At 53.7% G+C, this 25,395-nt stretch carries 26 protein-coding genes; 13 read left to right on the top strand and 13 right to left on the bottom strand.

Translation table 11 applies throughout. The annotated features are described in order from the left end of the window. Positions 1-86 precede the first annotated feature (86 nt). Positions 87-923, top strand: a complete 837-nt coding sequence (locus tag VSR74_RS03805) for a hypothetical protein (RefSeq protein ID WP_347793473.1) — start codon at positions 87-89, stop codon at positions 921-923. Between the two features lie 192 nt (positions 924-1,115). On the opposite strand, the gene gdhA is transcribed toward VSR74_RS03805, so the two are convergent. Further along, on the bottom strand, positions 1,116-2,459 hold the full coding sequence (gene gdhA, locus VSR74_RS03800) for an NADP-specific glutamate dehydrogenase (protein ID WP_347793472.1): 1,344 nt from the start codon (positions 2,457-2,459) through the stop codon (positions 1,116-1,118). Between the two features lie 240 nt (positions 2,460-2,699). Here gdhA and VSR74_RS03795 point away from each other — a divergent pair, with 240 nt between their 5' ends. Then, positions 2,700-2,960, top strand: coding sequence for a DUF1496 domain-containing protein (locus VSR74_RS03795; protein ID WP_347793470.1), 261 nt, complete (start codon positions 2,700-2,702; stop codon positions 2,958-2,960). Here VSR74_RS03795 and VSR74_RS03790 read toward each other — a convergent pair. Continuing rightward, complete coding sequence (locus VSR74_RS03790) at positions 2,938-3,339, bottom strand: pyrimidine (deoxy)nucleoside triphosphate diphosphatase (RefSeq protein ID WP_347793469.1); 402 nt, start codon at positions 3,337-3,339, stop codon at positions 2,938-2,940. The genes VSR74_RS03795 and VSR74_RS03790 overlap by 23 nt on opposite strands. Positions 3,340-3,408: 69 nt before the next feature. Here VSR74_RS03790 and VSR74_RS03785 point away from each other — a divergent pair, with 69 nt between their 5' ends. Further along, on the top strand, positions 3,409-4,041 hold the full coding sequence (locus tag VSR74_RS03785) for a CDP-alcohol phosphatidyltransferase family protein (protein WP_347793468.1): 633 nt from the start codon (positions 3,409-3,411) through the stop codon (positions 4,039-4,041). Here the strand turns inward: VSR74_RS03785 and VSR74_RS03780 are convergent. The 10 genes from VSR74_RS03780 to xthA form a co-directional block, all read right to left on the bottom strand. Next, entirely contained in the window at positions 4,038-4,313 is a 276-nt protein-coding gene (locus VSR74_RS03780; protein WP_347793467.1) for a hypothetical protein, read from the bottom strand. The two genes, VSR74_RS03785 and VSR74_RS03780, sit on opposite strands and share 4 nt — an antisense overlap. Positions 4,314-4,320: 7 nt before the next feature. After that, positions 4,321-4,539 carry a hypothetical protein gene (locus VSR74_RS03775; RefSeq protein ID WP_347793466.1) on the bottom strand — a complete coding sequence of 73 codons (219 nt, stop codon included), beginning with the start codon at positions 4,537-4,539 and terminating at the stop codon, positions 4,321-4,323. A 100-nt stretch (positions 4,540-4,639) separates the two neighbouring features. Then, positions 4,640-5,935: a rhodanese-like domain-containing protein gene (locus tag VSR74_RS03770; RefSeq protein WP_347793465.1), complete on the bottom strand. Its 1,296-nt coding sequence runs from the start codon at positions 5,933-5,935 to the stop codon at positions 4,640-4,642. A gap of 123 nt (positions 5,936-6,058) precedes the next feature. Further along, positions 6,059-6,691, bottom strand: coding sequence for an ATP-binding cassette domain-containing protein (locus tag VSR74_RS03765; RefSeq protein WP_347793464.1), 633 nt, complete (start codon positions 6,689-6,691; stop codon positions 6,059-6,061). After that, on the bottom strand, positions 6,691-8,223 hold the full coding sequence (locus tag VSR74_RS03760) for an ABC transporter permease subunit (RefSeq protein ID WP_347793463.1): 1,533 nt from the start codon (positions 8,221-8,223) through the stop codon (positions 6,691-6,693). Before VSR74_RS03760 ends, VSR74_RS03765 begins: the two co-directional genes overlap by 1 nt. Further along, on the bottom strand, positions 8,196-9,368 hold the full coding sequence (locus VSR74_RS03755) for an ABC transporter substrate-binding protein (RefSeq protein WP_411914225.1): 1,173 nt from the start codon (positions 9,366-9,368) through the stop codon (positions 8,196-8,198). Before VSR74_RS03755 ends, VSR74_RS03760 begins: the two co-directional genes overlap by 28 nt. A 31-nt stretch (positions 9,369-9,399) precedes the next feature. Further along, the gene (locus tag VSR74_RS03750) at positions 9,400-9,963 is read right to left on the bottom strand and encodes a carboxymuconolactone decarboxylase family protein (RefSeq protein ID WP_347793461.1); all 564 of its coding nucleotides are present in this window, start codon (positions 9,961-9,963) and stop codon (positions 9,400-9,402) included. After that, complete coding sequence (locus tag VSR74_RS03745; RefSeq protein WP_347793460.1) at positions 9,963-10,667, bottom strand: TVP38/TMEM64 family protein; 705 nt, start codon at positions 10,665-10,667, stop codon at positions 9,963-9,965. The genes VSR74_RS03750 and VSR74_RS03745 overlap by 1 nt, the downstream gene beginning before the upstream one ends. Before the next feature lie 170 nt (positions 10,668-10,837). Continuing rightward, entirely contained in the window at positions 10,838-11,524 is a 687-nt protein-coding gene (locus tag VSR74_RS03740; RefSeq protein ID WP_347793459.1) for a TVP38/TMEM64 family protein, read from the bottom strand. Positions 11,525-11,743: 219 nt separating this feature from the next. After that, on the bottom strand, positions 11,744-12,550 hold the full coding sequence (gene xthA / locus VSR74_RS03735) for an exodeoxyribonuclease III (protein WP_347793458.1): 807 nt from the start codon (positions 12,548-12,550) through the stop codon (positions 11,744-11,746). Between the two features lie 229 nt (positions 12,551-12,779). On the opposite strand from xthA, the gene VSR74_RS03730 reads away from it, so the two are divergent. The 9 genes from VSR74_RS03730 (at position 12,780) to VSR74_RS03690 (ending at position 23,687) form a co-directional block, all read left to right on the top strand. Continuing rightward, complete coding sequence (locus VSR74_RS03730; protein WP_347793457.1) at positions 12,780-13,742, top strand: zinc-binding dehydrogenase; 963 nt, start codon at positions 12,780-12,782, stop codon at positions 13,740-13,742. 399 nt (positions 13,743-14,141) lie between these two features. Then, complete coding sequence (astC, locus tag VSR74_RS03725; RefSeq protein ID WP_347793456.1) at positions 14,142-15,362, top strand: succinylornithine/acetylornithine transaminase; 1,221 nt, start codon at positions 14,142-14,144, stop codon at positions 15,360-15,362. Then, positions 15,359-16,393: an arginine N-succinyltransferase gene (gene astA, locus VSR74_RS03720; protein WP_347793455.1), complete on the top strand. Its 1,035-nt coding sequence runs from the start codon at positions 15,359-15,361 to the stop codon at positions 16,391-16,393. The genes astC and astA overlap by 4 nt, the downstream gene beginning before the upstream one ends. After that, positions 16,390-17,868, top strand: coding sequence for a succinylglutamate-semialdehyde dehydrogenase (gene astD, locus VSR74_RS03715; RefSeq protein WP_347793454.1), 1,479 nt, complete (start codon positions 16,390-16,392; stop codon positions 17,866-17,868). Before astA ends, astD begins: the two co-directional genes overlap by 4 nt. Continuing rightward, on the top strand, positions 17,865-19,190 hold the full coding sequence (astB, locus tag VSR74_RS03710; protein WP_347793453.1) for an N-succinylarginine dihydrolase: 1,326 nt from the start codon (positions 17,865-17,867) through the stop codon (positions 19,188-19,190). The genes astD and astB overlap by 4 nt, the downstream gene beginning before the upstream one ends. A gap of 9 nt (positions 19,191-19,199) precedes the next feature. Next, positions 19,200-20,171 (top strand): succinylglutamate desuccinylase, encoded by a 972-nt coding sequence (astE, locus tag VSR74_RS03705; protein ID WP_347793452.1) that lies wholly within the window; start codon positions 19,200-19,202, stop codon positions 20,169-20,171. Positions 20,172-20,490: 319 nt separating this feature from the next. Next, positions 20,491-20,982, top strand: coding sequence for an ATP-independent periplasmic protein-refolding chaperone Spy (spy, locus tag VSR74_RS03700; RefSeq protein WP_347793451.1), 492 nt, complete (start codon positions 20,491-20,493; stop codon positions 20,980-20,982). A 172-nt stretch (positions 20,983-21,154) separates the two neighbouring features. Further along, positions 21,155-21,700, top strand: a complete 546-nt coding sequence (locus tag VSR74_RS03695) for a LemA family protein (protein ID WP_347793450.1) — start codon at positions 21,155-21,157, stop codon at positions 21,698-21,700. Positions 21,701-21,704: 4 nt separating this feature from the next. Further along, positions 21,705-23,687, top strand: a complete 1,983-nt coding sequence (locus tag VSR74_RS03690; RefSeq protein ID WP_347793449.1) for a DUF2207 domain-containing protein — start codon at positions 21,705-21,707, stop codon at positions 23,685-23,687. 32 nt (positions 23,688-23,719) lie between these two features. Here the strand turns inward: VSR74_RS03690 and nadE are convergent, their stop codons facing one another. After that, a complete protein-coding gene (nadE, locus tag VSR74_RS03685) occupies positions 23,720-24,547 on the bottom strand; it encodes an ammonia-dependent NAD(+) synthetase (protein ID WP_347793448.1) in 828 nt (275 codons plus the stop codon). 234 nt (positions 24,548-24,781) lie between these two features. Between nadE and osmE the strand changes: the two genes are divergently transcribed. Further along, positions 24,782-25,120: an osmotically-inducible lipoprotein OsmE gene (gene osmE / locus VSR74_RS03680; RefSeq protein WP_347793447.1), complete on the top strand. Its 339-nt coding sequence runs from the start codon at positions 24,782-24,784 to the stop codon at positions 25,118-25,120. The last annotated feature ends 275 nt before the right edge of the window (positions 25,121-25,395 follow it).

The following is a 25,395-nucleotide window of genomic DNA, read 5'->3' as shown; positions in this document are numbered from 1 at the left end:
GTTTTCATCGATACACGGTTATACATCCTGGCCTGGTAGCTCAGCTACGTTTTACTTTTACAGCGGCCAAATTACTCGCGAGAACTATGATGAAAAACAGAATTCTAATTTCAGTTATGCTATTTGGGATTTTCTCAGTATCGAGCGTCAGCGCCGAGACATATAATGAGGCTATAAAATCACGATACATTGATAGTTTTTTCCGAAAGTTATCTGCTCAGGAGATAACAAAGCTCGAAAGCCAAAATACGATTAAGGCTTTATCATGTGATGAATATTTTAATAAAGGCACAGAGAGTATCTCAAATAGGATATTCTCAATTGATCAGGATGACCTGCTAAGAGGTAAGAAGGTTATGCCTCAAGGAAAGGTGATTTGCTTGCTCATTCCATCGGGCGTTGATAAAAAAGAAGGAAACATTGTCGTCAGAGAAATGGGCATGATCGGAGATCGTTCTTATGAGGTTTCTTCTATCGGAAATACATTCCTTGGTGATATAGGCGGGATATCACTCACCTGTGATATGAGTGGGCCGTGGGAAGATGTTAAATCCAAAGTAAGTGTTAGTTTCAAAGGATGTTTTATTGAAGTGAGTCACCTTACGATTCAACGTGTGCCTGAGTTAAAGTCAATCGATATTCCGAACGGTCATCTCATTAGTCTTGGGGCGAAGGAATTTTATCCATTAATCAGTATCAAGGTTGATGGTGAAGAGTTTAAAACGAAATCAGGTGATCCTTTCTTTACAGGGAAAGACGCAGAGCGGGTTATAAATGCCATGTCTCAAGGGGAGAATGCCACTTATCAATTTTCTGATTATTTCCATCCTGAGGCTTTTGAGGAAGCCGTCGATTATTATCAGCTGCCAAAATTGAAATCCGCAATTGAGGTCATGGACAGTGCTTATAATTTATTCAAATAATTATTGGTGCATATGAGAATTGGTCTGGCTGGTATGCATTAGTTGCGCAGGCCTGATAAGCGAAGCGCCATCAGGCATTTTCACCGCACTTTTGCCGGGGGCGCTGCGCTTGCCCGGCCTACAAGAGTGCAGTTTTCAATGAATTGCACCCACTCGTAGGCCTGATAAGCGAAGCGCATCAGGCATTTCTCGTTAAATCACACCCTGCGACAGCATCGCATCCGCGACTTTAACGAAGCCTGCAATGTTGGCGCCGCGCACATAGTTGGTTTGCTTACTTTCGCCGCCGTGCTCGACGCAGGCATGGTGAATATCCAGCATGATGTGATGCAGGCGCGCATCGACTTTCTCTGCCTTCCAGCCCATACGAGCGGCGTTTTGCGCCATCTCCAGACCAGAGGTTGCCACGCCGCCTGCGTTAGCGGCTTTACCCGGTGCGAACAGTACGCCCGCTTTGAGGAACAGTTCGGTGGCTTCGATAGTTGTCGGCATATTCGCGCCTTCGGCTACCGCCTTAACGCCGTTGGCAATGAGCACACGAGCCGCGTCGGTATCGAGTTCGTTCTGAGTGGCGCACGGCAGGGCGATATCAACCGGTACCGACCATGGCTGCTGGCCTTCCAGATAAACCAGACCAAATTCTTTCGCATAATCAGCAACACGGCCATCACGGCTGGCTTTGATTTCAATCAGACGCGCCAGTTTTTCTTTGGTAAAGCCGCTTTCGTCTACCACGGTGCCGCTGGAGTCAGATGCGGTGACGACACGCGCGCCAAGCTCCATCGCTTTCTCAATTGCATACTGCGCCACGTTACCGGAGCCGGAGACGGAAACGCGCATCCCTTCGAAGCCCAGACCGTGGCGTTTAAGCATTGCCTGGGTGAAATACACCAGGCCATAGCCGGTGGCTTCCGGGCGAATCAGGCTGCCGCCGAACGAAAGACCTTTCCCGGTAAAGACGCAGGCGGTGTTGTTGGAGAGTTTTTTCATCATCCCCGCCATAAAGCCCACTTCGCGCCCGCCAACGCCGATATCGCCCGCCGGGACGTCGGTGTCTGCGCCAAGATGACGATAAAGTTCAGTCATCAGCGCCTGACAGAAGCGCATCACTTCGCCTTCGCTTTTGCCTTTCGGGTCAAAATCGCTGCCGCCTTTGCCGCCGCCCATAGGCAGGGTGGTGAGGGCGTTTTTGAAGGTTTGCTCGAAGCCGAGGAATTTCAGAATCGACAGGTTAACGGAAGGGTGGAAACGCATCCCGCCCTTGAATGGCCCAATCGCCGAGCTGAACTGAACGCGCCACGCACGGTTAACCTGAACCTGATTGCGATCGTCTGTCCAGACCACGCGGAACTGGATCACTCGCTCGGGTTCAACCAATCTTTCGAGCAGCGAGAGGCGACGATATTGTGGGTTTTGTTCCAGAAATGGCCACAAGGTGGTCATGACTTCACGCACTGCCTGTGAAAATTCGGTCTGGTGTGGGTCGCGTTGCTGAACGTGGGCAAGGAAGTTTTCCAGAGAGCCAACCTGATCCATAAGTATAAGTTCCTCTTATAATTAATGATGTATGTGTTTGTTGTGTTTATGTTTTAACGTGGTGACGTTTTTGACTATATCATTACGTTGCTAACGTTTGACAAGCAAAAATGCCTTGCTGGAATAAAATTAATGCGTCATAGCGGGTCATAATAAAAAACGATGCTCATTTATACTTAAGTTGCCGGGGAAATTTGCCGATATGATCGTTACAGAGATGAAAATAACAGGAGTTTAGCGATGAAAACGCATTATCTGGCAGGGTTGCTAATGTTGCTGGCTGGGGCGGCAATGGCTCGCCCGCAGGTGGAAGTCAATGTGCCACCGGAGGTGTTTAGTACCCAGGGGCAGCAAACGCAGCGCTGCACACAGTGCTGCGTCTACCAGAATGAGAATTACTCAGAGGGGGCGGTTATCAATACCGACGGCGGTTTGCTGCAATGCCTGCGAGATGAAAAAACGATCGGTACTAACCCGCTTATCTGGCGTCGCGTGAAGTAATAAACGCCTGCAGTAGTGGAATATCGGCAGGTGCCAGCGAATAATTTAACGCCTCTTCGGGGGCGCACCACACCAATGCGCTGTGCTCGTGGGCGATAATTTCCCCGCTGAAGGTTACAACATGCCAGGCGTGCAGGTTGATCATTCGCCCGGACACTTCGCGCTGGTGGCTGGCAATATAGCGGGAGGGCACCACCTGGATGCCTAACTCTTCACGCAGTTCACGAATCAACGCGTCGGGCTGACTCTCTCCCTGTTCGACTTTACCCCCGGCAAACTCCCACAAACCTGCCTGATCGGCATGCGGAGGACGTTGTGCGAGCAATATTTTTCCGTCCTTTTCAATAATGGCGGCAACAACATCGATGGTTTTTAGCATAACGGTCAAAGATCCTGTGAATGGGGTGCCATAATATCCTTGCCTCGCTTATTGCTACAGGAAAATCCGATGCTCGATCGCCATTTGCACCCACGCCTGAAACCCTGGCTTAACCGCGCGGCAGGCTTTATTGATCGTCGGGGGATTTCACCCGATGGCGTCACATTGGTTGGATTCGCCCTCGGGGTACTGGCGCTGCCGTTTCTGGCGCTGGGGTGGTATGGCGCGGCGTTAATGGCGATTGTCGTCAATCGCCTGTGTGATGGGCTGGATGGTGCGCTTGCAAGGCGGCGGGGTCTATCGGATGCTGGCGGGTTCCTTGATATTGCCCTCGACTTTCTCTTTTACGCGCTGGTGCCGTTTGGCTTTGTGCTTGCTGATCCGTTGAACAACGCGATTGCCGGCGCATGGCTGCTGTTTGCGTTTATCGGTACCGGCAGTAGCTTTCTGGCTTTTGCCGCGCTGGCAGCGAAACACAATATCGATAATCCCGGCTATGCGCACAAATCGTTTTATTACCTCGGCGGTCTGACGGAAGGCAGTGAAACTATCGCGTTATTTGTGCTTTGCTGCCTCTTTCCGGCGTACTTTGCCTGGCTGGCGTGGATTTTTGGCGCGCTGTGCTGGCTTACGACGTTTAATCGGGTGTGGGGAGGGTATGTGACGCTGAGAGAGTATGAGAAACGACAAATTAACAGTTAACCCATCAGACAGGCGATGAACAGCAGATAGCCAACGCCGACGCTGATAACGATTGCCAGAATCGCATTACGCCATACGCGCCAGTGCTTACCCATATAGTCCGGCCCGTCATCGTGCTCCTGCCAACTTTTCAGCGCCACGACGATTCCGACGATGATTGGCAGGATCACCAGCAATACCAGCACGAGAGTTCCGATGTAATTAGCCAGTGCGCCCATATATTGATTATCCTTAATCCATTCGCTGCCGGGATACTCCCTCGGGCGCGACATACCTTACTTAGTGGGTGATTGCCCCTAAAACGAGCAAAAAGCCAATAACAGCACTTCCTAAGAATGCCAGAATGCTGTTGCGCCATACGCGTGCTTGTTTCGCCGATTCGTCGAGGCCTTCGGGATGATTCTGGTTCGTTTTCGCCGCCACGATGATGCTGACCACGATGGGCATGATTACCACGCAAACGACCAGAAGCCGTATAAGATTGCCGAGATATTCCATTTTATGCCTCCTTCCAGTGGATAGGTGACGTTAGTCCCTCGTTACGGTATCTCTGCCTGGTCATGTCGGGTAACGCCGTTACCCGACAGAGGCGTTTTCGCTATTCAGGTTTACGATCGCCCGTTGCTACCGGGTTTTTCGGGTTTGCGCTCCATTCGTACCAGCCGCCGTCGTAGACCGCGACGTTCTGCCAGCCCATGGCGCGAGCGTACATAAAGGTCTCCGATGCGCGCCAGCCGGTGCCGCAGTAAAATGCAACGTGCTGTTCCGGCAGGATATTCCAGCTCTTCCACATTTCCGCGATATCATCGGCGCTGCGCATGGTGCCGTCCGGGTTGTGGAAATCTTCCATATGCGTGGAGTCGCTTCCTGCATGGCCCCAGCGCGCACCGGCGATGTCGCCTTTTGGCTTAATGTAGCTATAACCGCTGGTGGTGCCGATGAACTCCGGCCAGGAGCGAATGCTGACCAGCGAGGCGTCTTTGCGATTCAGCAGGCCGCGTGCCTGTTCCATATCCAGCATCAATTGCGGCTGCGCCGGAATGGTGATGCCAAAATCTGGCTCAGGTTTGATTTTCGACGGTGTACCTCGCTCAACCGGCAGCCCCGCGTCAGACCAGGTTTTCCAGCCGCCGTCGAGCAGCCGGACATCTTTCACCCCGGCGTAGAGCATAATCTGCGCCACGCGGGCGGCGGCGTAGACATCGCGACCATACAAAATTACGCTGGTGTCATGGCGAATGCCGTGCTTCGCCAGCATCGCTTTCAGTTGTTCGTCAGAGACTTTGTTCCACAGCGGTTCGCTTTCGACTTCGTTGGTATCGATATAGTCGGCGCCAGGAATATGGCTCAGCAGATATAATTTTGGCGCGCCCCAGCCCGCTTCAATGACTTTCCAGTTCCCCGCAGGTTTTGCCGTAACCGGTTTGTCCTGCTGGAGATCGTATAGCCACTGCGGATAGACCAGTTGCTCGAAGTGAGGCAGTTTTTGCAGGCGATTCGGCTGCTGCAGGGCATCACTTAAGCGTGAGATTTGCGTGTAGCCAATTTTTTCCAAACGCCCGGCGACAGCCTGATTTGCGTTATCGTCGCCATACAGTGCAATAACCGTGGATTTTTGCAATTTATGCTGCTGCGCCCAGGCCGTAAGCTGCTCGTCGCTCATTGCCGAAAGCCAGCTTGCCGACAGATTGAGCGCCGTCGGTTCATGCCCCTGCGGGCCGTTGATGCTCTGCGGCCAGCCGTTGTAAAACGCGCTCATGCGCGTATCGATAGCCACGCCGTTTTGCTGGAGCAGATGAGAGAAACTGAGCGTTTGCGCCATATTAGCGGCAAATACCGATGAGGAGAGCCCCAGGGCGAGGGTCAGCAAAGACAGTTGAGAAACACGTTTCATCGAAGCGTCCGAAAAATATAAAATGGAGTGCTATTTTGGGCCTCCGTAACGTGAAATACTTTGCTTTAACGCACTATTATCCCGCCTTAATAGTACATTATCTGAAATATCACCATGCGCAACTTACTGCCACTCCGTAACCTCCAGGCAGGGGCTATGCTCTGGCGCGTCCGCCCGATCGTGAGTGACCATCAATGTCGGAATATTTTGCGCCGTCAGGGTCGCAAAAACCCATTGTCGGAAACTGACCCGCAGCGCGCTATCGAGGCGACTAAAGGGCTCGTCAAGCAGTAGCGCTCTCGGCTGCGCCAGCAGGGCGCGCAGTAGCGCCACGCGGGCGCGTTGCCCACCGGAGAGGGTCGCCGGATCGCGCGTGTAGAAACCGTTCATCTCTGCCTGCTCCAGCGCATCGTTAACGGCCGCTTTACGCTGATGACCCCGCATCGTGGCGGGGAGGGCAAGCTGGAGATTGTGCCCCACGCTCAGATGATCAAACAGCAGAGCATCCTGAAAGAGAATGCCTACCCGGCGCAGTTCAGTCGGCAGGGTATCTATGCGTTCGCCGTTTAACCAGAGCTCGCCGCTCGCCTGAAATACCGGAGAAAGCGCGCCAACCATCCATGAAAAGAGGGTCGATTTGCCGCTACCTGATGGCCCCATCAGGGTGACGATTTCACCGGGCTGAACGCGGAAGTTGACATCGTGCAGCAGCGGCTGATTTTTTTGCCTTAGCGTGAGATTTTTTACCTGCAACATTAGCGCAGTCCTCGTCGAAAATGGCCGATGACGCGCGTCAGCAACGCCGTTAATGTGAAGAAAAAAACGGGCAGTAAAAGCTGCCATAATCCCTGTGTGGCAAGCTGTGCCGGAGCGCCACCGCTGGAAAGCGCTACCGCTTCTGTCGTAAGCGTCGGAACGCGACCCGCCCCCAGCCACAGGGTGGGTAAATATTGCGAGATACTGACTGAAAAACCGATCGCCAGCGCAGAGAGCAACGGTTTAATTATCAGCGGGCATTTGATTTGCGCAAAAATGCGCGCCTGATGCCAGCCGAGAGTGCGGGCAATCAATACCAGACGCGGATCGATGCGCTGCCATGCCGGGCGCAGCACAAACAGCATCCAGGGAATAACCCACAACAGATGTCCCCATAACACGGTAATAAATTCACCATCAAGCCAGCCATATAGCGCAAGCTGATATTGCCCGGCCGCCAGCGGCAAGGCAGGCAGAATCAGCGGAAGCCACAGGCAGGGCGTCAGCCATACCGGCCCCCATTCCAGCCACAACAGACACAGCGCCGCGCCACAGAGAGCGGCAAGCAGACCCAGCCACAGGCTGTTGCTCAATATTAATTCGTCCGGCAGCGCGGTGTGCGCCTGCAGCAGAAGCGTCAGCGCGCAAAGCAGGCCGCACAGCGGCAGGAGATAGCCGGCGAGCGGAGCGCTGAGGCGTGTGGATTGCGGATAACGCCGCCCGTGCAGGCCGGGGAACAGGCGCTGCCAGACGAACCATAACACGCGCGCGCACAGCGCCAGCATCACCAGCAGCGCCAGTAATACCGCGCAGGCAAGCTGCCCCTTAATTTGCGCAGACTCCTCGCCCTGATTGAGCCACTGCCACGCCAGCACTGCGAGAGTTGGGGGATTACCGGGGCCAAGAATCAACGCCACATCGACCACTGAGAGCGTCCACGCGGTGGTGGCAAGCAGGGCGATACCCAGCGCCGGCAAAAGTGTGGGTAAAATCAGATAGCGTAAACACTGCCAACGCCCGTATCCCAGCGAGCGTAATACCACCACTTGTTCACTCAGGCGTTTTTCACCAAGCACAGCCCAACTGGCCCACAGCAGAAAACCGCTCTCTTTTACGGCCAGCACCACGCCGAGGCCGAGGCCATATCTGTCCGGGAGAGCGTGCATAAAGGGAAGATAACGGTAGATAACGCCGCCCTCGGCGAACAGCAATAATGCGGCAGATGCAAACGCAACGTGCGGCAGTGCCAGCAGCAGAGGCAAGCGTGTCGTGAAACGCTGCCAGGCACGGGAAGGCCACAGCGTGGCGATAATCAGCAGGGTTAACACCAGCGCACCGCCCGTGGCGACCAGCGAGGAGATGAGCGTCGCGCTAAGCGCCTGCCAGAATTGCGGATCGTTAACCAGCAATAAGCCGTTCTCTGCTGACAGCGCAGGGCGAAGAAAATCCACCGCCGTAAACAGCGGCAGATAAACAAGCAGCATGCCCACACAGACGAGTGTGATTAATGCGTACCGTAGCGGCGTAGCCATTCCTGCTCCAGCGCATTAACCCAGGCGGCGTGGGGCTCGGCCAGCACCGTTGGCTGGGTGGGCGAGATACGCGCAGCGAGTTCGTCACGTTGCGACGCCGCCAGTTTTTGTGGGTCAAGTACGCTGGGATCGCCCCAAATTGCCGGATCGGCTTTGCGCAGTTGCGCCCGCGGGGACAACAGAAAATTCGCCACAACCTGGGCTGCCTCGCTGGCACGGGCATTCGCCGGGATCGCGACAAAATGGACATTACCGAGCATTCCGTCCTGAAAACCGAAACTATAGCTATCTTCAGGCAGTTCCCGGGTGGCGATTTTTTGCTGCGCATGCAGCGGATTGAAAGTGAGCGATAGGCGCAGCGCCCCCTGTGCCAGTAGCGTGTCCATCCGTGTCGGGGACGGCGGGAAATCTCGCCCGTCGCGCCATAGCAGGGGATGCAGTTGATCGAGATAGCGCCAGAGCGGGGCGGTAACGTCGGCGAAGGTCGCTTTCTGCGGCGGATGTTTCAGCGCATCGGGACGGGGCGTCAGGTTAATAAGTAACTGCTCCAGGAATGCCGTGCCGGTAAAATCTGGAGGACGCGGGTAGGTAACGGTTCCGGGATGGGCTTTTGCAAACGTCAGTAGCGACTGCGGCGATGTCGGTGGCTCAGGGGTCTGTGTGCGACGCGCGATAAACATCAATTGCGCACTGCCCCACGGCGACTCAGCGCCCTCTACCGGGACGGAGAAATCCTCGCGCACCGGTTTTTGTGTATCGACATACTGCCAGTTGGGCAACTGTTCAGCCCAGCCGGTGCGCAGCAGGCCACCTTCTTTCAGGGTGCGAAAGTTTTCCCCGTTCACCCATAGCAGATCTACTGAACCACCGGAGGTGCGCCCGGCTTTGGCTTCGGTCTGAATGCGTTTGACCGTATCAGCCGCATCGGCAATATGCACGATCCGCAAGTTAATGGCGTAATCGCGTTTAACCTCGCCGCTGACCCAGTCGAGGTATTGATTGACCGCCGCATCACCGCCCCAGGCGTTGAACCAGACGGTCTGGCCTTGTGCTTCTTGCTCAATTGCCTGCCAGCGAGCAGTCTGCGCCACCGCAAGCTGTGAACAGAGCAGCAACGTACTCAGGCACGCTATCCCTTTACGCATACCGCGCATAATGACCTCTCAGAATCGCGAATCATAATTTTGACGTTGTGTTACTTTCGTCCGGCAGGCGGCAAAGCCCTTGCGCAGGAATGTCCATTGATGAATTAAACCGTGCGGAGAGGTTTTGTAAACCAATGAGCGCGGTAAGCTCTGTCAGCGCCTGTGCATCGAAGTGTGCAGATAATTTAGCTCGCAGGTCGTCATCGACCTGCGGCGGCGTCAGGCTGGCCGCTTCCGCATAGGCCAGCGCCAGCTTTTCTGTCTCGCTGAATAGCGTGCTGTTCTGCCAGTCGGACACGGCCAGCAATTTCTCCATGCTGCCCGTGCGCTGCGCAATTTTCATATTGGTGATATCCACACAAAACGCGCAGTGACACAGTTGTGCAATACGGGCGCTGACCAGAGAGCGCAGAAGCGGATCCACAGGCGATCGCTTACGCTCCAGATAGCCGACAAACATGGAGACCAAATAAAAAATAAAGGGGATCCGCCCCCACCAGTAAATAGGGTTTAGCACCTGGCCATAATGGCGTCGGTGCAACCAGGCCTGGGGACGTAAAATAAGCGGGATCGCGCGCAGAGGCGGTAAAGCCATCAGGAGTTCCTCTTCTGACGTTCACGGTAAAGGCTTTTAGCAACAAAAACGGCTACAGATAAAGCAAACAGTATAAACAGCCCGGTAATAAACCAATATGTGCCGCCGGTTAGCATGCTTCCTGCCCATGAGTATACCAGGGTTGCAGGCAGTTGGCCGATGGCCGTCGCCAGGAAGAAATGACGAAAGCGAATGGATGTTAAACCTGCAGCATAGCTAATCGGATCGAAAGGAACAAAGGGCAACAGGCGGCAAATAAGGATAGTATGTTGCCCGTAACGTGTGAAAAACGTATCCATGCTCTGCAGAACCGTTTTTCCCGTCAGTTTTTCAACGATGTCGCGTCCCAGGATCCTGGCGATGTAAAAACAGAGCGTTGCCCCCACCATGGCGCTGCTCCAGGACAATACTGCGCCCCAGAATGCGCCGAACAGTGAGGCATTGGCAAACGTGATGAGAAAGGCGGGGAGGGGGGCGATGATGGCCTGGAGTATCATCAGGAAAAAGGAGACCGTTGCCGCCTGCGCGCCATATGAATCGATAAAACGTTCAATAGCGTGCTGATCTAACGAAGCAAACGCGCTGATACTTTGTTGAATAAAGGTCGTGACCGCCGGAACCCCTATCCACAGGGCGGCGCACAGAAGCGCCAACAGGATGAGGATAATGCGGAGATAACCGATTCCCGGTTTTTTGCTGTGCATTTTTATAACCGTGATAGCGGAAAACGATGGTTTACAGCGTATCATCTGGGGGCAATATTGCGCTATTGCTGACAAATTTGACTTCATTTTCGTGTTTTGTCACAGAGAAATCTACGGTATGTTTTTGAACGCATCCGCTCAACGCAAACGTATCTGGCGTGATGGTTTGTTTAGCTAAGATCTTGCTCAGTTGCATTATTATTCTCGTCTTGTTTTTTTGCTTTTTGGTCAGGCAGAGCAATTTGTTTATACCGACCATACCGTTTGGCTACGTGTATTAAAATAAATAATAAAACGCCAGCCAGGCTGAGTTTGATAATAAAAGCACCATTGACGCCCTGTGTCGCAAGCTCATTAGCCATTACCGAATAAATGATGATGCCGGGGAGTGTCGTGAGTGCTGAAATAAGGGTGAATGACCAAAAAGGAATTGCTGTCAGTCCGTAGGCATAATTCTGGATGTTATAGGGAAAAAGAGGGATCAGACGCGTCAGGATTAAAAAATCAGTTCCACTGCGGGCGATGCCGTTTTCGATAGCCTGAAAGACAGGGGTATGGCCGATATATTTGAGTAAGAGTTCCCGCCCAAGCCAACGGGCGAGCAGGAAAGAGAGCGCGGAGGCAAGTGTTGCGGCGATCAGTGAAAGTAGCGACCCCCAGAAAGCGCCAAAAACAACCCCTCCGGCGATCACCAGCAGGCTGCCGGGCATGAGGCACAGCGTGGCAATAACAAACAGGCAGATAAATATCCCATATCCCCAAAGCCCGCTTTGCTGAATTGTTTCCTGCAAATACTGGAGATCGCTGACGAGATTAAATAGACCAGATGAATGAACAAAAAGAATGACCAGCCCCAAAAAAAGACAGGCAAGGACAAATTTATACTCTGCTGTTAGATTGACTTCTTTGGCATTCTTTCTCTTTCCGGTTGTGGTGGGTAAAAGAGGAGGTCAGTTTAAAATTGAGCTGACGGTATAGTAAAATCACCTCAACAACAAATTTAAACTGTAATTTTATTGATTTGTCTCAAAGTCGAGAGGACTCCTGACCGTAACCGGCCAGGAGGGAATGAAGGGTTATTCTTTGAACGTCGCCCAGACAGGCGCGTGGTCAGACGGTTTTTCCATACTGCGGATTTCGTAATCAATACCGGTTTCAATACAGCGCTCCGCCAGCGGCTGGCTTGCCAGCAGCAGGTCAATACGCAGACCGCGGTTATCGTCGAACCCTTTTGAGCGGTAATCAAACCAGGAGAATTGATCGTTGGTTTCCGGGTTAGCGTGGCGCCAGGTATCCACCAGTCCCCAGTTCAACAGGCGTCCCATCCATTCACGCTCTTCCGGCAGGAAGGAGCACTTACCCGTGCGCAGCCAGCGCTTGCGGTTTTCTTCGCCAATACCGATGTCCAGATCGGTTGGGCTGATATTCATATCACCCATAATCAACACCGGATTGCTGCTTTTCAGTTCCTGCTCCAGATAATCCTGGAGATCCTGATAGAACTTCGCTTTTGCCGGGAATTTCGTCTCATGATCGCGACTTTCGCCTTGCGGAAAATAGCCGTTGATTACGGTGACGTTACCGAAAGGAGAAGGGATTTCGGCAATGATCAGGCGACGCTGCGCCTCTTCATTATCATTCGGAAAACCGCGGCGCACGGCAACAGGCGTTTCTTTGGTCAACAGGGCAACGCCATAATGGCCCTTCTGCCCGTGATAGAAGATGTTGTAACCCAGTTTCGCTACCTCTTCGAGAGGGAACATGTCGTCGTGAACTTTTGTCTCCTGCAAGCCGATGACATCCGGTTGATGTTTCTCAACGATGGCTTCCAGTTGATGGGGGCGTGCGCGCAGGCCGTTGATATTAAAAGAGACAAATTTCATAGTCGCTGCCACTTTGCAAGGTGAATTGTAACGGAATGGTATCAGAAATGGTGGCTTACGTGAACGATTCGTCAGAATTTGCGAGGCGTCACGGGAAAGCAGAACTTGCCAGGCTAAAAGTCGGGTTTAGCATTCAATGCACCCGGTTATTTTATCTTTTCAACGTTCTGTTAAATCGGTGTACCGTAACAGGTTTACAGCTATGTTGAACTGAAACCGGAAGGTCGAAATGAATAACGCATCCTTTTCTCTGCCAACTCACTATCAGGGTTGGGTGTATACCGGCGGCGAACTGCCACAGGGGCTGAAATTGCAGGACATTCCCTTGCCGCAACTCAAGGCGGACGAGGTTCTGGTACAGAACGAAGCTATTGGCCTGAATCCGGTCGACTGGAAAGTGATGACGCCAGGCAGCGTTCCGGGCGTAGACGCAGCCGGTATTGTGGTGCAGGTGGGGGATGCCTCGCAGCAGAGCTGGCTGGGTAAACGGGTGGCGTATCACCAGAATTTGCAGGCGCAGGGATCGTTTGCCCGGTTTACCCCAATGAAATCTCGCGCCCTGATGGTCATGCCGGATGAACTCAGTTTTGAGCAGGCGGCATCCTTTCCGTGTCCGGGGTTAACGGCCTGGCAGGCTATAGAAAAAGTACCGACCCAGGTGGGGAGCGAACTGCTGATTAGCGGAGCCGGCGGCGCTGTGGGGCAATATCTGGTGCAACTGGCGAAAGCGCGCGGCTATTGTATCACGACCTTAAGCCATGAACGCCATCATGCGCGGCTTCAGTCGCTGGGAGCCGAGGTTACGCGAGTTAATGATGAAGAGGTTGCGAATAAACGCTTCTATGCAGTTATTGACAGTACGAACCCGGAACATGCAGAAAAACTGGCGGATCTGCTGGAAGCCAATGGCCATCTGGTAGCCATCCAGGGGCGTGTTGAACAGTGGCCATGCGCGCCGTTTGGCCGCGCGCTATCACTGCACGAAGTGGCGCTGGGCGCGTTGCATCAGCACGGCAGTGATGCGCAGTGGAAACATCTAATGCAGCAGGGCGAGCAGTTGCTGCGAAAAGTGGCGGATGGCTCCCTACAGGCGGAGGAGCGCCATCTCTTTTCGTTTGATGAAATGGATGTGCAACTCTTAGCCCTCAAACACCGTAACTTTAGTGGCAAGCAGGTTATTCTGACGGCCTGAGTGGCGCATTGGTATTATCTGTCTCCACCTTTTCGGGTGGAGACTCTGTTCTCCGCTATTTCCCTGCGCAAAATTTGCACCACATTGACGCGCACTGCGCTGCAATGGGGCATAAAACTACGATAAATTTCGTATCGGATCACAAATCCAGAATTATATTTTATCAATGAATAACCCATCGAATGATATCGCTGGAATGGCCTGTTTATTGTGTTTTATTCACTATATATGCAGTTCTGGTGAATAGGTGCTATCTCTAACCCATTGATATTACGTCCTCTCCTTCAGGTTATGCAATTTTAGCGCTGGCTGGCACGAACCGTGCAATCTACATTTACTGCGCAAACACCTATATTTATTAACATAAATGAAACCTTTCATTTACCAGAAGAGGTCGCTATGTCTCAGCCAATTACCCGTCAGGATTTCGATCAATGGATGATGCCGGTCTATGCTCCGGCACCGTTTATACCCGTACGCGGCGAGGGGTCACGTCTTTGGGATCAGCAGGGGAAAGAGTATATCGACTTTGCCGGAGGGATCGCGGTAAACGCGCTGGGGCATGCGCACCCGGCGATGATTCAGGCTTTAACGGAACAGGCCGCGAAATTCTGGCATACGGGTAATGGCTATACCAATGAGCCTGCGCTGCGTCTGGCCAAACAACTGATAGATGCCACTTTTGCCGACCGGGTATTTTTCTGTAACTCCGGCGCAGAGGCCAATGAAGCCGCGCTCAAGCTGGCGCGTAAATATGCCCACGATCGATTTGGTAGCCATAAAAGCGGGATAGTGGCGTTCAGGAATGCCTTCCATGGCCGCACGCTGTTTACCGTCTCCGCAGGCGGGCAGCCTGCTTATTCACGGGATTTCGCCCCGTTGCCGCCAGATATTCGCCACGCAGTTTATAACGATCCTGATTCGGCCCGCTCGCTGATTGATGACGGCACCTGCGCGGTGATCGTAGAACCGATGCAGGGCGAAGGTGGCGTGGTGCCTGCTGATCCTGCCTTCTTACGCGCACTGCGTGAGCTATGCGACCGTCACGAAGCGCTGCTTATCTTTGATGAAGTACAAACCGGCGTGGGGCGCACGGGAGAGCTTTACGCCTATATGCATTATGGCGTGACGCCGGATTTACTGACCACAGCGAAAGCGCTGGGCGGGGGATTCCCGGTCGGCGCACTGCTGGCAAAAGAAGCGTGCGCCAGCGTGATGACCGTGGGAACTCACGGAACCACCTATGGCGGCAACCCGTTAGCCAGCGCGGTGGCCGGGGCGGTGTTCTCTATCATTAATACGCCGCAGGTGCTTAATGGTGTGAAGCAGCGTCAGCAATGGTTCAGCGAACGATTATTGTCGATAAATGCCCGCTACGGTTTGTTTAGCGAGATCCGTGGGTTGGGGTTGTTGATGGGGTGCGAACTGAAAGAGGCCTACGCCGGTAAGGCGAAGCAGATAAGCCAGTTAGCGGCGGAAGAGGGGCTGATGGTGCTTATTGCGGGTGCGAACGTGGTACGTTTTGCCCCGGCGCTGATTATCGGCGAAGACGAAGTCACGTTGGGCCTCGACCGCTTCGAACGAGCCTGTGAACGCTTTGTGGCAGGGGTGTCGACATGATGATCATTCGACCGGTCAGGCGCGAGGATCTGCCAGGCTTACTACGATTAGCAGGAGAAACCGGGGGCGGATTGACCTCGCTACCTGCTGACGAAGCGACCCTGTCGGCGCGTATCGACCGCTCGCTGGCGACCTGGCAGGGCGAGCTACCGCGCAGCGAACAGGGTTATGTGTTTGTGCTTGAAGAGAGCGACAGCGGTAAGGTGGTGGGGATCTGCGCCATTGAAGTGGCGGTGGGGTTGAACGACCCCTGGTACAACTATCGTGTTGGCACCCTGGTACATGCCTCGAAAGAGCTGAATGTCTATAACGCGCTGCCGACGCTCTTTCTCAGTAACGATCACACTGGTAGCAGCGAACTTTGCACCCTGTTCCTGGAGCCTGAATGGCGCAAAGAGCATAACGGTTATCTGCTGTCGAAAGCGCGTTTTCTGTTTATGGCAGCCTTCCGCGACCATTTCAGTGAGAAGGTGGTGGCGGAGATGCGTGGCGTCATTGATGAGCACGGTTTCTCACCATTCTGGGATGAACTGGGTAAGCGCTTCTTTTCAATGGATTTCTCTCGTGCTGATTACCTGTGCGGCACCGGGCAGAAAGCGTTTATCGCCGAATTGATGCCCAAACATCCCATCTATACGGATTTCCTTTCGCAAGAGGCGCGCGGGGTGATTGGTCAGGTTCACCCGCAGACGGCACCAGCGCGTAAAGTATTGGAAAAAGAGGGATTTCGCTATCGTGATTATGTCGATATTTTCGATGGCGGGCCGACGCTGGAGTGCGATCTTGACCGTATCCGCGCTATCCGTAAAAGCCGTCTGGTCACGGTGGCTGAAGGCCAGCCTGCACCGGGCGAGCAGCCCCTGTGCCTGGTCGCTAACGAACAATTTCAGCACTTCCGCGCCATGCTGGTGGCAGCAGACCCCCATTGCGAGCGACTTCTACTCAATGCGCAACAACTCGATGCGCTGAAATGCAGTCCGGGTGACTCTGTTCGCCTGGTACGTCTTTGCCCGGAGGAGAAAAAAATATGAGTTTATGGATAGGTGGTGAATGGCTGGAGGGGCAGGGACAGGCGCGAGTGAAGAGCAACCCTGTGACGCAGCAGACGCTGTGGCAGGGGCAGGATGCCGATCCGGCCCAGGTAGTACAGGCCGTGACGGCGGCGCGACGCGCCTTTCCTGGATGGGCGCGCGAACCCTTTGAGAAGCGTCAGCGTATTGCCGAAACGTTCGCTCAGTTGCTGGAAAAGCGTAAAGCGGCGTTGACTGAAGTCATCGCCAGCGAAACCGGTAAACCGCGCTGGGAAGCGGCGACCGAAGTGGCTGCGATGATCAATAAAATCGCCATTTCCGTTCGTTCTTATCACAGTCGAACGGGTGAGCAGCAGACTGACATGTCGGACGGCGTCGCCACGCTGCGTCATCGCCCACATGGCGTGCTGGCGGTCTTTGGCCCCTATAATTTCCCCGGACATCTGCCAAACGGCCATATCGTCCCGGCGCTCCTGGCGGGCAACACGGTGGTATTTAAACCCAGTGAGCAGACGCCGCTTAGTGGTGAAGTGGTGATGAAATTGTGGGAAGAGGCCGGATTACCCCCAGGGGTACTGAATCTGGTGCAGGGGGCGCGGGAAACGGGTGAGGCGCTGAGCAGCGATCCCGGTATTGACGGTTTACTCTTCACAGGAAGTTCCCACACCGGCTTCCATCTGCATCGCCAACTGGCAGGTCAGCCGCAAAAGATTCTGGCTCTTGAAATGGGGGGGAACAACCCGCTGATTGTTGATGAGCCGGAGGATATTGACGCCGCCGTGCATCTGACGATTCAGTCGGCCTTCATTACCGCCGGACAGCGTTGCACCTGCGCGCGACGCTTGCTGGTGAGTCGTGGCGATCGCGGCGATGCGTTTTTACGCCGTCTGGTGACGGTGGCGCAACGCATTATTCCCGGCGAGTGGGACGCTGAGCCGCAGCCGTTTATGGGTGGGTTGATTTCGCCACAGGCGGCGACGCAGGTGCATCAGACATGGTTGCAACATGTCGCTGGAGGGGGCGTCACGCTGCTTGAGCCGCGTTTGCTGCAAAATGGCACGTCGCTGCTGACGCCAGGGATTATCGATCTCACTGAGGTGAGCAATGTGCCTGATGAAGAGGTCTTCGGGCCACTGCTCTGCGTCTGGCGCTACGATGATTTTGATGCTGCGATTGCGCTTGCGAATAATACGCGCTATGGGCTGGCAAGCGGATTGATTTCTGCCGATCGCGCTAAATTCGACCAACTGCTGCTGGAGGCTCGCGCCGGGATTGTGAACTGGAATAAGCCGCTCACCGGCGCGGCCAGTACAGCGCCGTTTGGCGGTACTGGCGCATCGGGCAACTATCGCCCGGGCGCGTGGTATGCCGCAGATTACTGCGCCTGGCCGATGGCCAGCCTGGAATCATCCGTGATTGCGCTGCCGCAAAGCCTGAGCCCCGGTCTTGATTTCAGCCAGGAGCAGGGATCATGAACGTCCAGGAGGTGAATTTTGACGGGCTGCCGGGGCTGACCCACCATTACGCCGGGTTATCGTTTGGTAACGAAGCCTCTACGCGCAATCAGTTTCAGGTATCTAACCCGCAACTGGCAGCCAAACAGGGGTTGCTGAAAATGAAAGCGCTGGCTGACGCCGGGTTTAAGCAGGGCGTGATACCACCACAGGAGCGCCCGAATATCGCGGTCTTACGTCGGTTGGGTTTTGACGGCGGTGATGAGCAGGTTATCGCCAAAGCCGCCGCGCAGGCGCCGCAGTTGCTGAGCGCTGCAAGCTCGGCATCATCAATGTGGGTAGCGAATGCCGCAACGGTCTCGCCTTCCGCCGATACCCTGGACGGTCGGGTACATTTCACGGTGGCGAATCTGAACAACAAACTCCATCGCGCAACGGAAGCGCCGACGACCGAAGCGCTATTGCGGGCGATTTTCCGGGACGAACAGCGTTTTGCTGTACATCCCGCGTTGCCGCAGGTTGCGATGCTGGGCGATGAAGGCGCAGCAAACCACAATCGGCTGGGTGGTGATTATGGTCAGCCGGGGTTACAGCTTTTTGTCTACGGGCGTGATGAGAGCCTGGGCGTGGCTCCGCAGCGTTATCCGGCTCGTCAGACGCTGGCGGCGAGCGAGGCGGTGGCGCGGCTAAATCAGGTGAACCCCAGACAACTCCTCTTTACGCAGCAGAACCCGGCGGTTATCGATCAGGGGGTGTTCCATAATGATGTGATTGCAGTGAGTAACCGGCAGGTACTGTTTTGCCATGAACAGGCTTTTGTTAATCAGCCCGCGCTGATGGCGGAACTGTCGCGTCGGGTCGCGGGATTTATCCCTGTTGAGGTGCCCACTTCACGCGTGACGGTAGCGGAAGCGGTGGCGACCTATCTTTTTAACAGTCAATTGTTAACGCAGCCCGACGGCAGCATGCTACTAGTGTTGCCTGCGGAATGTGAAAACAACCCGCGCGTATGGCGTTATCTGAACGGGTTGCTGGAGCAGGATAACCCTATATGCAGCCTGAAGGTTTTTGATCTGCGTGAAAGTATGGCTAACGGCGGCGGCCCGGCCTGTTTACGTTTACGCGTGGTGCTGACAGAAGCAGAACTTCGGGCGGTGAACCCCGCAGTGCTAATGAACGATGCGCTGTTTGCCACGCTGAATAACTGGGTTGACCGTTACTATCGCGATCGCCTGACGCAGGCTGATTTGGCCGATCCTCAGCTTTTGCATGAGGGGCGGGAAGCGCTTGACCGCTTAACGCAAATCCTGCAACTGGGTTCGGTGTATGACTTTCAGCAATAAGGAGCGGTGATGCAACATTTTCTGGCGCTAACGCTTGCGGGAACGCGGCCCGAAAAAGAAGAGGGAGAGGGGCCTTCCTTTCACTGGCGCTGGCAGGCGCCGGGTATTCTTGAACTGACGCCCCTGCAACCGTGTCGCCGTTCTCTGGTTCTTTCGGCGGGGATCCACGGCAATGAAACGGCTCCTGTCGAAATCGTCGATGAGCTGCTGGCGGGATTATTAGCGGGGGAGTTCCCATTACGCTGGCGGCTGCTGGTGATCCTCGGGAACCCGCCCGCACTACGCAATAATCGACGTTATCTGCAAAGCGATTTAAACCGTATGTTTGGCGAGCGCTGGCGTCAGTTTCCCCCTTCGGATGAGACCGCCCGCGCCTTACAGCTCGAGCAGGCCGTTGAGGCATTCTACTGCGCTCAGCCAGCGGAGACTGTGCGCTGGCATCTTGACCTGCACACGGCGATTCGCGGTTCTCATCATCCGCGCTTTGGCGTGCTGCCCGCACGTCGTACACCATGGGATACCACTTTTCTCTCCTGGCTGGGACGCGCAGGTTTACAGGCGCTGGTATTTCACCAAACCCCGGGCGGTACCTTTACTCATTACAGTTGTGAGCGGTTTGATGCGCTGGCATGCACACTGGAGCTGGGGAAAGCGCTGCCGTTTGGTCACAATGACCTCTCGCGTTTTGCGCTGACCCGGCAGCAACTGCGCTATCTGCTGGCAGGTGAGTGGGGCGGTGGCGCGTCAGATACCCCGCTTCGCTATCGCGTTGTCCAGCAAATTACCCGCAAAAGCGAAGCCTTTCATCTTTATATGTCGGCGCAGACGCTTAATTTCACGCCTTTTGCCAGGGGCGCCCTGCTGGCGGAAGATGGCGACACCCGTTACGTCGTGGAGAAACCCTGCGAGTATGTCCTGTTTCCCAACCCGGATGTGGCCTTAGGCCTGCGTGCCGGCTTAATGCTGGAGCGTTGTGGTTAATTATTTGAGTGCTGCTACGATAACGTAGTGGCATTATTTTTTTTCTGCGTTTTTAATACGGAATATTCTGAGTGAAACGCTTTATTAATCATCAGTGCTGTTTTATACTTCTCCATATTCCCTTCGTAATCAGTATGTTGTTTATTCTAGTTGCAACTCTCCATTATTTTTCCTTAATTCCTTCACAATTGGCGTAAAATTGTTTTTTACACTTTCATTGTTTTACGCACGCTCTGATTAATTGACGATAAACCCCGTAAAGTTAATCTCGTCAACACGGCAACGCGCCGTTATAGAAGAACTTCAAAGTAAGGAATTAATGATGAAAAAGATGACTGCACTGTTTGTTGCCTCTACTCTGGCTCTGGGCGCGGCTAACCTGGCACATGCCGCCGATACCTCTACCACTCCAGCCGCACAGCCGGATGGCAAAACCATGATGCATCACCACAAAGGGAAACAGGGGCCGCGTCATCATGACATGATGATGTTCCAGGGGCTTAACCTGACTGATGCGCAGAAACAGCAGATCCGCGATATCAAAAAAGCGGAACGTGAAAAAATGCAGGATAGCCGTCGTGCCATGCACGATCTGATCGCCAGCGACACCTTCGATAAAGCGAAAGCCCAGGCGCAGATCGACAAAATGGATACCGAGCGCAAAGAGATGATGCTGTCTCACATGGAAACCCAGAACAAGATCTACAACATTTTAACGCCGGAACAGAAAAAACAGTTTAATGCTAATTTTGAGAAGCGTCTGACAGAACGTCATGCGCCAGAAGGTAAAATGCCGGTACCTGCTGAATAACTCAGCGCACAAACTTAAGACCGCCGGGCCTGCCCATACGCCGCTTACAGGCTGTGGGCAAGTCCGGCGGTTTTTCTTTATGGATTCTGAAATAGGGGGGCTTACCTCGTCAGGCCTGTTCGCCAGGAGTACGATGTTTTCATAAGGATACGGAACATCAGGAACCCTGCGTATGGACATGATGGTTGGCCTGCTTGCTATTGTTATCGCCCTGCTTATCTGGGGCACCCTCAGCTATAACCGGCTGGTTTCATTAGCGCGTTTTAAAGATGAAGCCTGGAGCGGCATTGCCGTCCAGCTCAAGCGACGCCACGACCTTGCGCCGAATTTGTTCGATGTGGTGAAGCGTTACGCACAGCATGAAACCACGCTGCTGGAAGAGATTGCGCGTCAGCGGCGCTATCAAAACGGAAGCTCGCGTGACGTTGTGGATAATGAACAACGGTACTCCGCGACGCTGGGGCGCGTTTTCGCCCTGGCGGAGAGTTGGCCTGAACTGAAATCCAGCGCCAATTTTCTCGCGCTGCAACAATCGTTATCCGACATTGAAGAGCAATTACAGTTGGCGCGTCGCTATTTCAATGCGACCGTGCGTGATTACAATATTAACGTTGATTCCTTCCCCAGCCTGATTATCGCGCGGTTATTTCATTTCGCTGCCGAATCGTCCTTTGAACTTGAAAATGCGGATGAAAGCCTGCTGCCACGGATGGAGTAAGATCATGCTGCGTCAGGTTGTTCTCTGTCTGCTTTGTTTCTGCGTCAGTCTGTCTACCGGTTATGCTCGTACTGTTCTCAAGCCGGGTGAGCGATATGAACATATTTCTTCCTTTGATTCACGTGCGAGTTTCAACGCTGATGGCAGCATGGATGTTGAAGAGAACATTGAAGTGGTCGCCCTTGGGCAAACCATACGATGCGGTATTTTTCGCACGTTCCCACTGGTATGGGAGCGTGCGGATGGAAAGTCATTTCATGTTGATTATCAGGTAACGTCCATAACCCGCGACGGCAGCATAGAACCTTATACCGAAGATCGTACGGCACAGGCGTTAACGTTGCGAATTGGCCGTAGCGACCAAACGTTGCGCCCTGGCATTTACCGCTATCTCATCCATTATCGGGTCAAAAATCACTTCAGCCGTTTCCCGGAATGGGATGAACTCTACTGGAACGTTACCGGTAATGACTGGGCCTGGCCGATTAGCCGCGTCAGTTTCCAACTGCATTTGCCGCAAGACACACAAAATCTCAACGAAGAAGGGCGGGATTCCCGCATTCGGACTATTGACGTTTACAGCGGTCAGCGCGGGGCGAAAGAAAGTGATGAGGCCACCATTTTACGCGATGGCTCTATTCTTACCTGGCAGCCGCTGGAGAAAGGTGAGGGGGTAACGGTTGCGTACACCTGGCCGCGCTCTGTTCTGGCGAGCGCGCCCGATCCAGAAGCGTTTTCTCCATGGATGAATTTGCTGGTGCCCGATAGCAAAACGTGGGTGTTGTGGCTACCGTTGCTGGTGCTGGGGAGCTATTTTCTGTGGTGGTACTGGAAAAATGTCTCTGCCGCTGGCCTGAGAATGCCCGCCGTGGTGCCGTTGCATGAACATCCGGCAACGATGACGGCGGGTTATCTGCGTTTTCTGTGTCAGCGGGCCTATGATGATCTGGTCTTTAGTAGCGATGTGCTGGATCTGGTGGGCAAACGTGCCGTTGTGCTGACGGTTCAGAAAAGCAAAGATCGCAATGTGTGGGGGAATGCAGGAAAAAATGATTTTTCTTTGACCCGCCTGGCGGATGACGGCAGAAAATCATTGAATGCGGATGACCGAAGTCTGTTGAGCGCCTTATTTCGTGGCAAACGAAAAACCCTGAACATCAGTGTTCCGCATCAGGAGCGGATGCAGCAGGCAAGAAGCGCGGCAGAGAAACGCTACCGCGAACTTGAAGATAAGCTGTTCTTTAAATGGGGCAAGGCGCTATGGCGGGGGATCTGGCTGGTTATGCTTATACCTCTGCTATGTGCAATCGCGTTTAGCGGTAAGGTTGCGGCACTGACGTTGCCGATATTAATTCTCGTGGGTGTCGGGATCGCGCAGGCCTGTTTTACGTTTTCATCCCTCTTTCGCCCCGGGGCGCGGCGCAGGATATCAATAATCGTCGCTCTCATGGTTTCCCCCTTTGTGCTGGCGCTCGGCTCTATTCTGTTCAATGTCCTTATAACCGCCCCTGTTCCCGCGGGTTACTTCGGCGCGGTTGTGCTGGCGGTAATCATGTGTCTGGTTTTCGCTCGTGTTGCGCCGCGCTACACCCAACGTGGCCTCAACGAACTGGCGGTTGCTCAGGGCCTCAGGCGGTATATCAGCGCGGCTGAAAAACATCGCTATGAGACGCTTTTCCCACCCGATCAATTACTGACGCATTTTGAAAGTCTGCTTCCGATTGCGCTGGCGTTAGGCGTCGGCAAAACCTGGGCAAACACTTTTGCCCGGCATCTTGCCAGCACACGCGCCGTGTCGGGCGTATACAGTCACGCGGACTGGAACACCATCAGTGACTTTAATCAGTGCTGTCACTCTTCTTCAAGCGCAACACCCAGCGCCAGTGGCGGTTCCTTCTCATCAGGATCGGGTTCAGGTGGCTCAGGCTCCTCCGGCGGAGGTTCATCTGGTGGCGGCTCCGGCGGTGGTGGTGGCGGAGGTTGGTAAAAAAGCCCCGGCACGAAACTGGGGCAGGAATGTTACTTTTTCCAGAAATCGTCAAATACGGTGATCGGCGGGCGGCGTTTGTGTTCAGTTTTCACATACCAACCCTCGATAATTTTCGCAATCTCCGGTGCGACGGTTTTTCCTTCCAGATAGTCATCAATGTTTTCGTAAGTCACTCCCAGCGCGACTTCGTCCGGCAGAGAAGGGCGGTCATCTTCGAGATCGGCGGTTGGCGCTTTCTTATAAAGGTGCTCCGGGCAGCCGAGCGCCGCCAGCAGTTGTTTCCCCTGGCGTTTGTTAAGACGGAAAATCGGGTTAATGTCAGTGCCGCCGTCGCCATATTTGGTGAAGAACCCGGTGACGGCTTCTGCGGCATGATCGGTACCCACCACCACACCTTTGGTCATCCCGGCGATGCTGTACTGGGCCTTCATGCGTTCACGCGCTTTTTCGTTGCCGCGAACGAAGTCGCTCAATTCAATACCGGCTTCACGCAGCGCTTGTTCGCTGGCGAGCACTGCACCTTTAATGTTAACGGTCAGGACACGGTCTGGCTGGATGAACGCAATAGCATCCTGGCAATCCTGTTCGTCTGCCTGTACACCGAAGGGCAGGCGTACTGCAATAAACTGCAGTGCGCTATCGTTGTTCTCTTTGCGCAGTTCGCTGATAGCCTGTTGACACAGTTTCCCGGCAAGGGTTGAGTCCTGGCCGCCGCTTATTCCCAGTACCAGTGATTTGATAAACGGATAGGTTTGCAGATAAGACTTCAGAAAATCGACGCTGCGGCGGATCTCCTGTTGAACGTCAATCTGCGCTTTTACACCGAGTGCCTGGATAATTTCCTGCTGTAAACTCATTTACCCCTCCAAAAGATGTTGCCGATACCCCATCAGAACAAGACATTAAAGCTACCTCTTTGGGGGCGAAACGACAAGGTGTGACGCGCTGAGTGCCGTAAATTAGCGCAATTCAGCGACTTACTTTTTTATTAGCAGAATGTTCTTAAAACCGCTCGATTTTCAGCGTAAGGTTGAAAAATAAGATCCTTTATTCCAGGCTTATACTACACAAAACAACAAAGAGGATGACTTATGAACAAGTACGTTACTGGATTTCTGGGTGCAGCAGCAGTAGTGACGATGTTAGCCGGGTGTACTACCTATGATCGTACTAAAGATCAGTTTACTCAACCGGTAGTAAAAGATGTTAAGAAAGGTATGTCGCGCAGCCAGGTTGCGCAGATTGCCGGTAAACCTTCCTCCGAAATCACCATGGTTCATGCGCGCGGTACCTGCCAGACCTACATTCTGGGTCAACGTGATGGTAAAACTGAGACGTATTTCGTAGCCCTCGATGACACCGGTCATGTCATGAACTCTGGCTACCAGACCTGTGCAGAGTATGATACCGACCCGCAGGCAGCTAAGTAACAATCGTTCATTTTCCTGAGCACTACGTAAGCCCGACGATTTCGTCGGGCTTTTTTGTGGTTTCTGATGCTTATTTAATTGCGCGAATTATTTTGACCAAAGTGTGAAGGCAATCATAAGGCGAGGTCAATGAGAGACAATTTTTGCCTCAGAGGAATTATTCCCACCCAGAGAGATGCCGTATACTCAACTCATAAACAAAAGTGAAACATCTGATGTTGATACGGGTTCACGGACGGATGGAACGAAGTCCGATGATGGCAGATTTGATAAGT

Origin of the sequence: Pseudocitrobacter cyperus (assembly GCF_039889165.1) — a bacterium.
In the GTDB taxonomy this organism is placed as follows: domain Bacteria; phylum Pseudomonadota; class Gammaproteobacteria; order Enterobacterales; family Enterobacteriaceae; genus Pseudocitrobacter; species Pseudocitrobacter cyperus.
This window is presented reverse-complemented; position numbering and strand designations above follow the sequence as displayed.

Bases quoted from the DNA above. Each gene is read 5' to 3' on its own strand.
- VSR74_RS03805 (WP_347793473.1), top strand. From the start codon at position 87: ATGATGAAAAACAGAATTCTAATTTCAGTTATGCTATTTGGGATTTTC.
- gdhA (WP_347793472.1), bottom strand. From the start codon at position 2,459: ATGGATCAGGTTGGCTCTCTGGAAAACTTCCTTGCCCACGTTCAGCAA.
- VSR74_RS03795 (WP_347793470.1), top strand. From the start codon at position 2,700: ATGAAAACGCATTATCTGGCAGGGTTGCTAATGTTGCTGGCTGGGGCG.
- VSR74_RS03790 (WP_347793469.1), bottom strand. From the start codon at position 3,339: ATGCTAAAAACCATCGATGTTGTTGCCGCCATTATTGAAAAGGACGGA.
- VSR74_RS03785 (WP_347793468.1), top strand. From the start codon at position 3,409: ATGCTCGATCGCCATTTGCACCCACGCCTGAAACCCTGGCTTAACCGC.
- VSR74_RS03780 (WP_347793467.1), bottom strand. From the start codon at position 4,313: ATGTCGCGCCCGAGGGAGTATCCCGGCAGCGAATGGATTAAGGATAAT.
- VSR74_RS03775 (WP_347793466.1), bottom strand. From the start codon at position 4,539: ATGGAATATCTCGGCAATCTTATACGGCTTCTGGTCGTTTGCGTGGTA.
- VSR74_RS03770 (WP_347793465.1), bottom strand. From the start codon at position 5,935: ATGAAACGTGTTTCTCAACTGTCTTTGCTGACCCTCGCCCTGGGGCTC.
- VSR74_RS03765 (WP_347793464.1), bottom strand. From the start codon at position 6,691: ATGTTGCAGGTAAAAAATCTCACGCTAAGGCAAAAAAATCAGCCGCTG.
- VSR74_RS03760 (WP_347793463.1), bottom strand. From the start codon at position 8,223: ATGGCTACGCCGCTACGGTACGCATTAATCACACTCGTCTGTGTGGGC.
- VSR74_RS03755 (WP_411914225.1), bottom strand. From the start codon at position 9,368: ATGCGTAAAGGGATAGCGTGCCTGAGTACGTTGCTGCTCTGTTCACAG.
- VSR74_RS03750 (WP_347793461.1), bottom strand. From the start codon at position 9,963: ATGGCTTTACCGCCTCTGCGCGCGATCCCGCTTATTTTACGTCCCCAG.
- VSR74_RS03745 (WP_347793460.1), bottom strand. From the start codon at position 10,667: ATGCACAGCAAAAAACCGGGAATCGGTTATCTCCGCATTATCCTCATC.
- xthA (WP_347793458.1), bottom strand. From the start codon at position 12,550: ATGAAATTTGTCTCTTTTAATATCAACGGCCTGCGCGCACGCCCCCAT.
- VSR74_RS03730 (WP_347793457.1), top strand. From the start codon at position 12,780: ATGAATAACGCATCCTTTTCTCTGCCAACTCACTATCAGGGTTGGGTG.
- astC (WP_347793456.1), top strand. From the start codon at position 14,142: ATGTCTCAGCCAATTACCCGTCAGGATTTCGATCAATGGATGATGCCG.
- astA (WP_347793455.1), top strand. From the start codon at position 15,359: ATGATGATCATTCGACCGGTCAGGCGCGAGGATCTGCCAGGCTTACTA.
- astD (WP_347793454.1), top strand. From the start codon at position 16,390: ATGAGTTTATGGATAGGTGGTGAATGGCTGGAGGGGCAGGGACAGGCG.
- astB (WP_347793453.1), top strand. From the start codon at position 17,865: ATGAACGTCCAGGAGGTGAATTTTGACGGGCTGCCGGGGCTGACCCAC.
- astE (WP_347793452.1), top strand. From the start codon at position 19,200: ATGCAACATTTTCTGGCGCTAACGCTTGCGGGAACGCGGCCCGAAAAA.
- spy (WP_347793451.1), top strand. From the start codon at position 20,491: ATGATGAAAAAGATGACTGCACTGTTTGTTGCCTCTACTCTGGCTCTG.
- VSR74_RS03695 (WP_347793450.1), top strand. From the start codon at position 21,155: ATGGACATGATGGTTGGCCTGCTTGCTATTGTTATCGCCCTGCTTATC.
- VSR74_RS03690 (WP_347793449.1), top strand. From the start codon at position 21,705: ATGCTGCGTCAGGTTGTTCTCTGTCTGCTTTGTTTCTGCGTCAGTCTG.
- nadE (WP_347793448.1), bottom strand. From the start codon at position 24,547: ATGAGTTTACAGCAGGAAATTATCCAGGCACTCGGTGTAAAAGCGCAG.
- osmE (WP_347793447.1), top strand. From the start codon at position 24,782: ATGAACAAGTACGTTACTGGATTTCTGGGTGCAGCAGCAGTAGTGACG.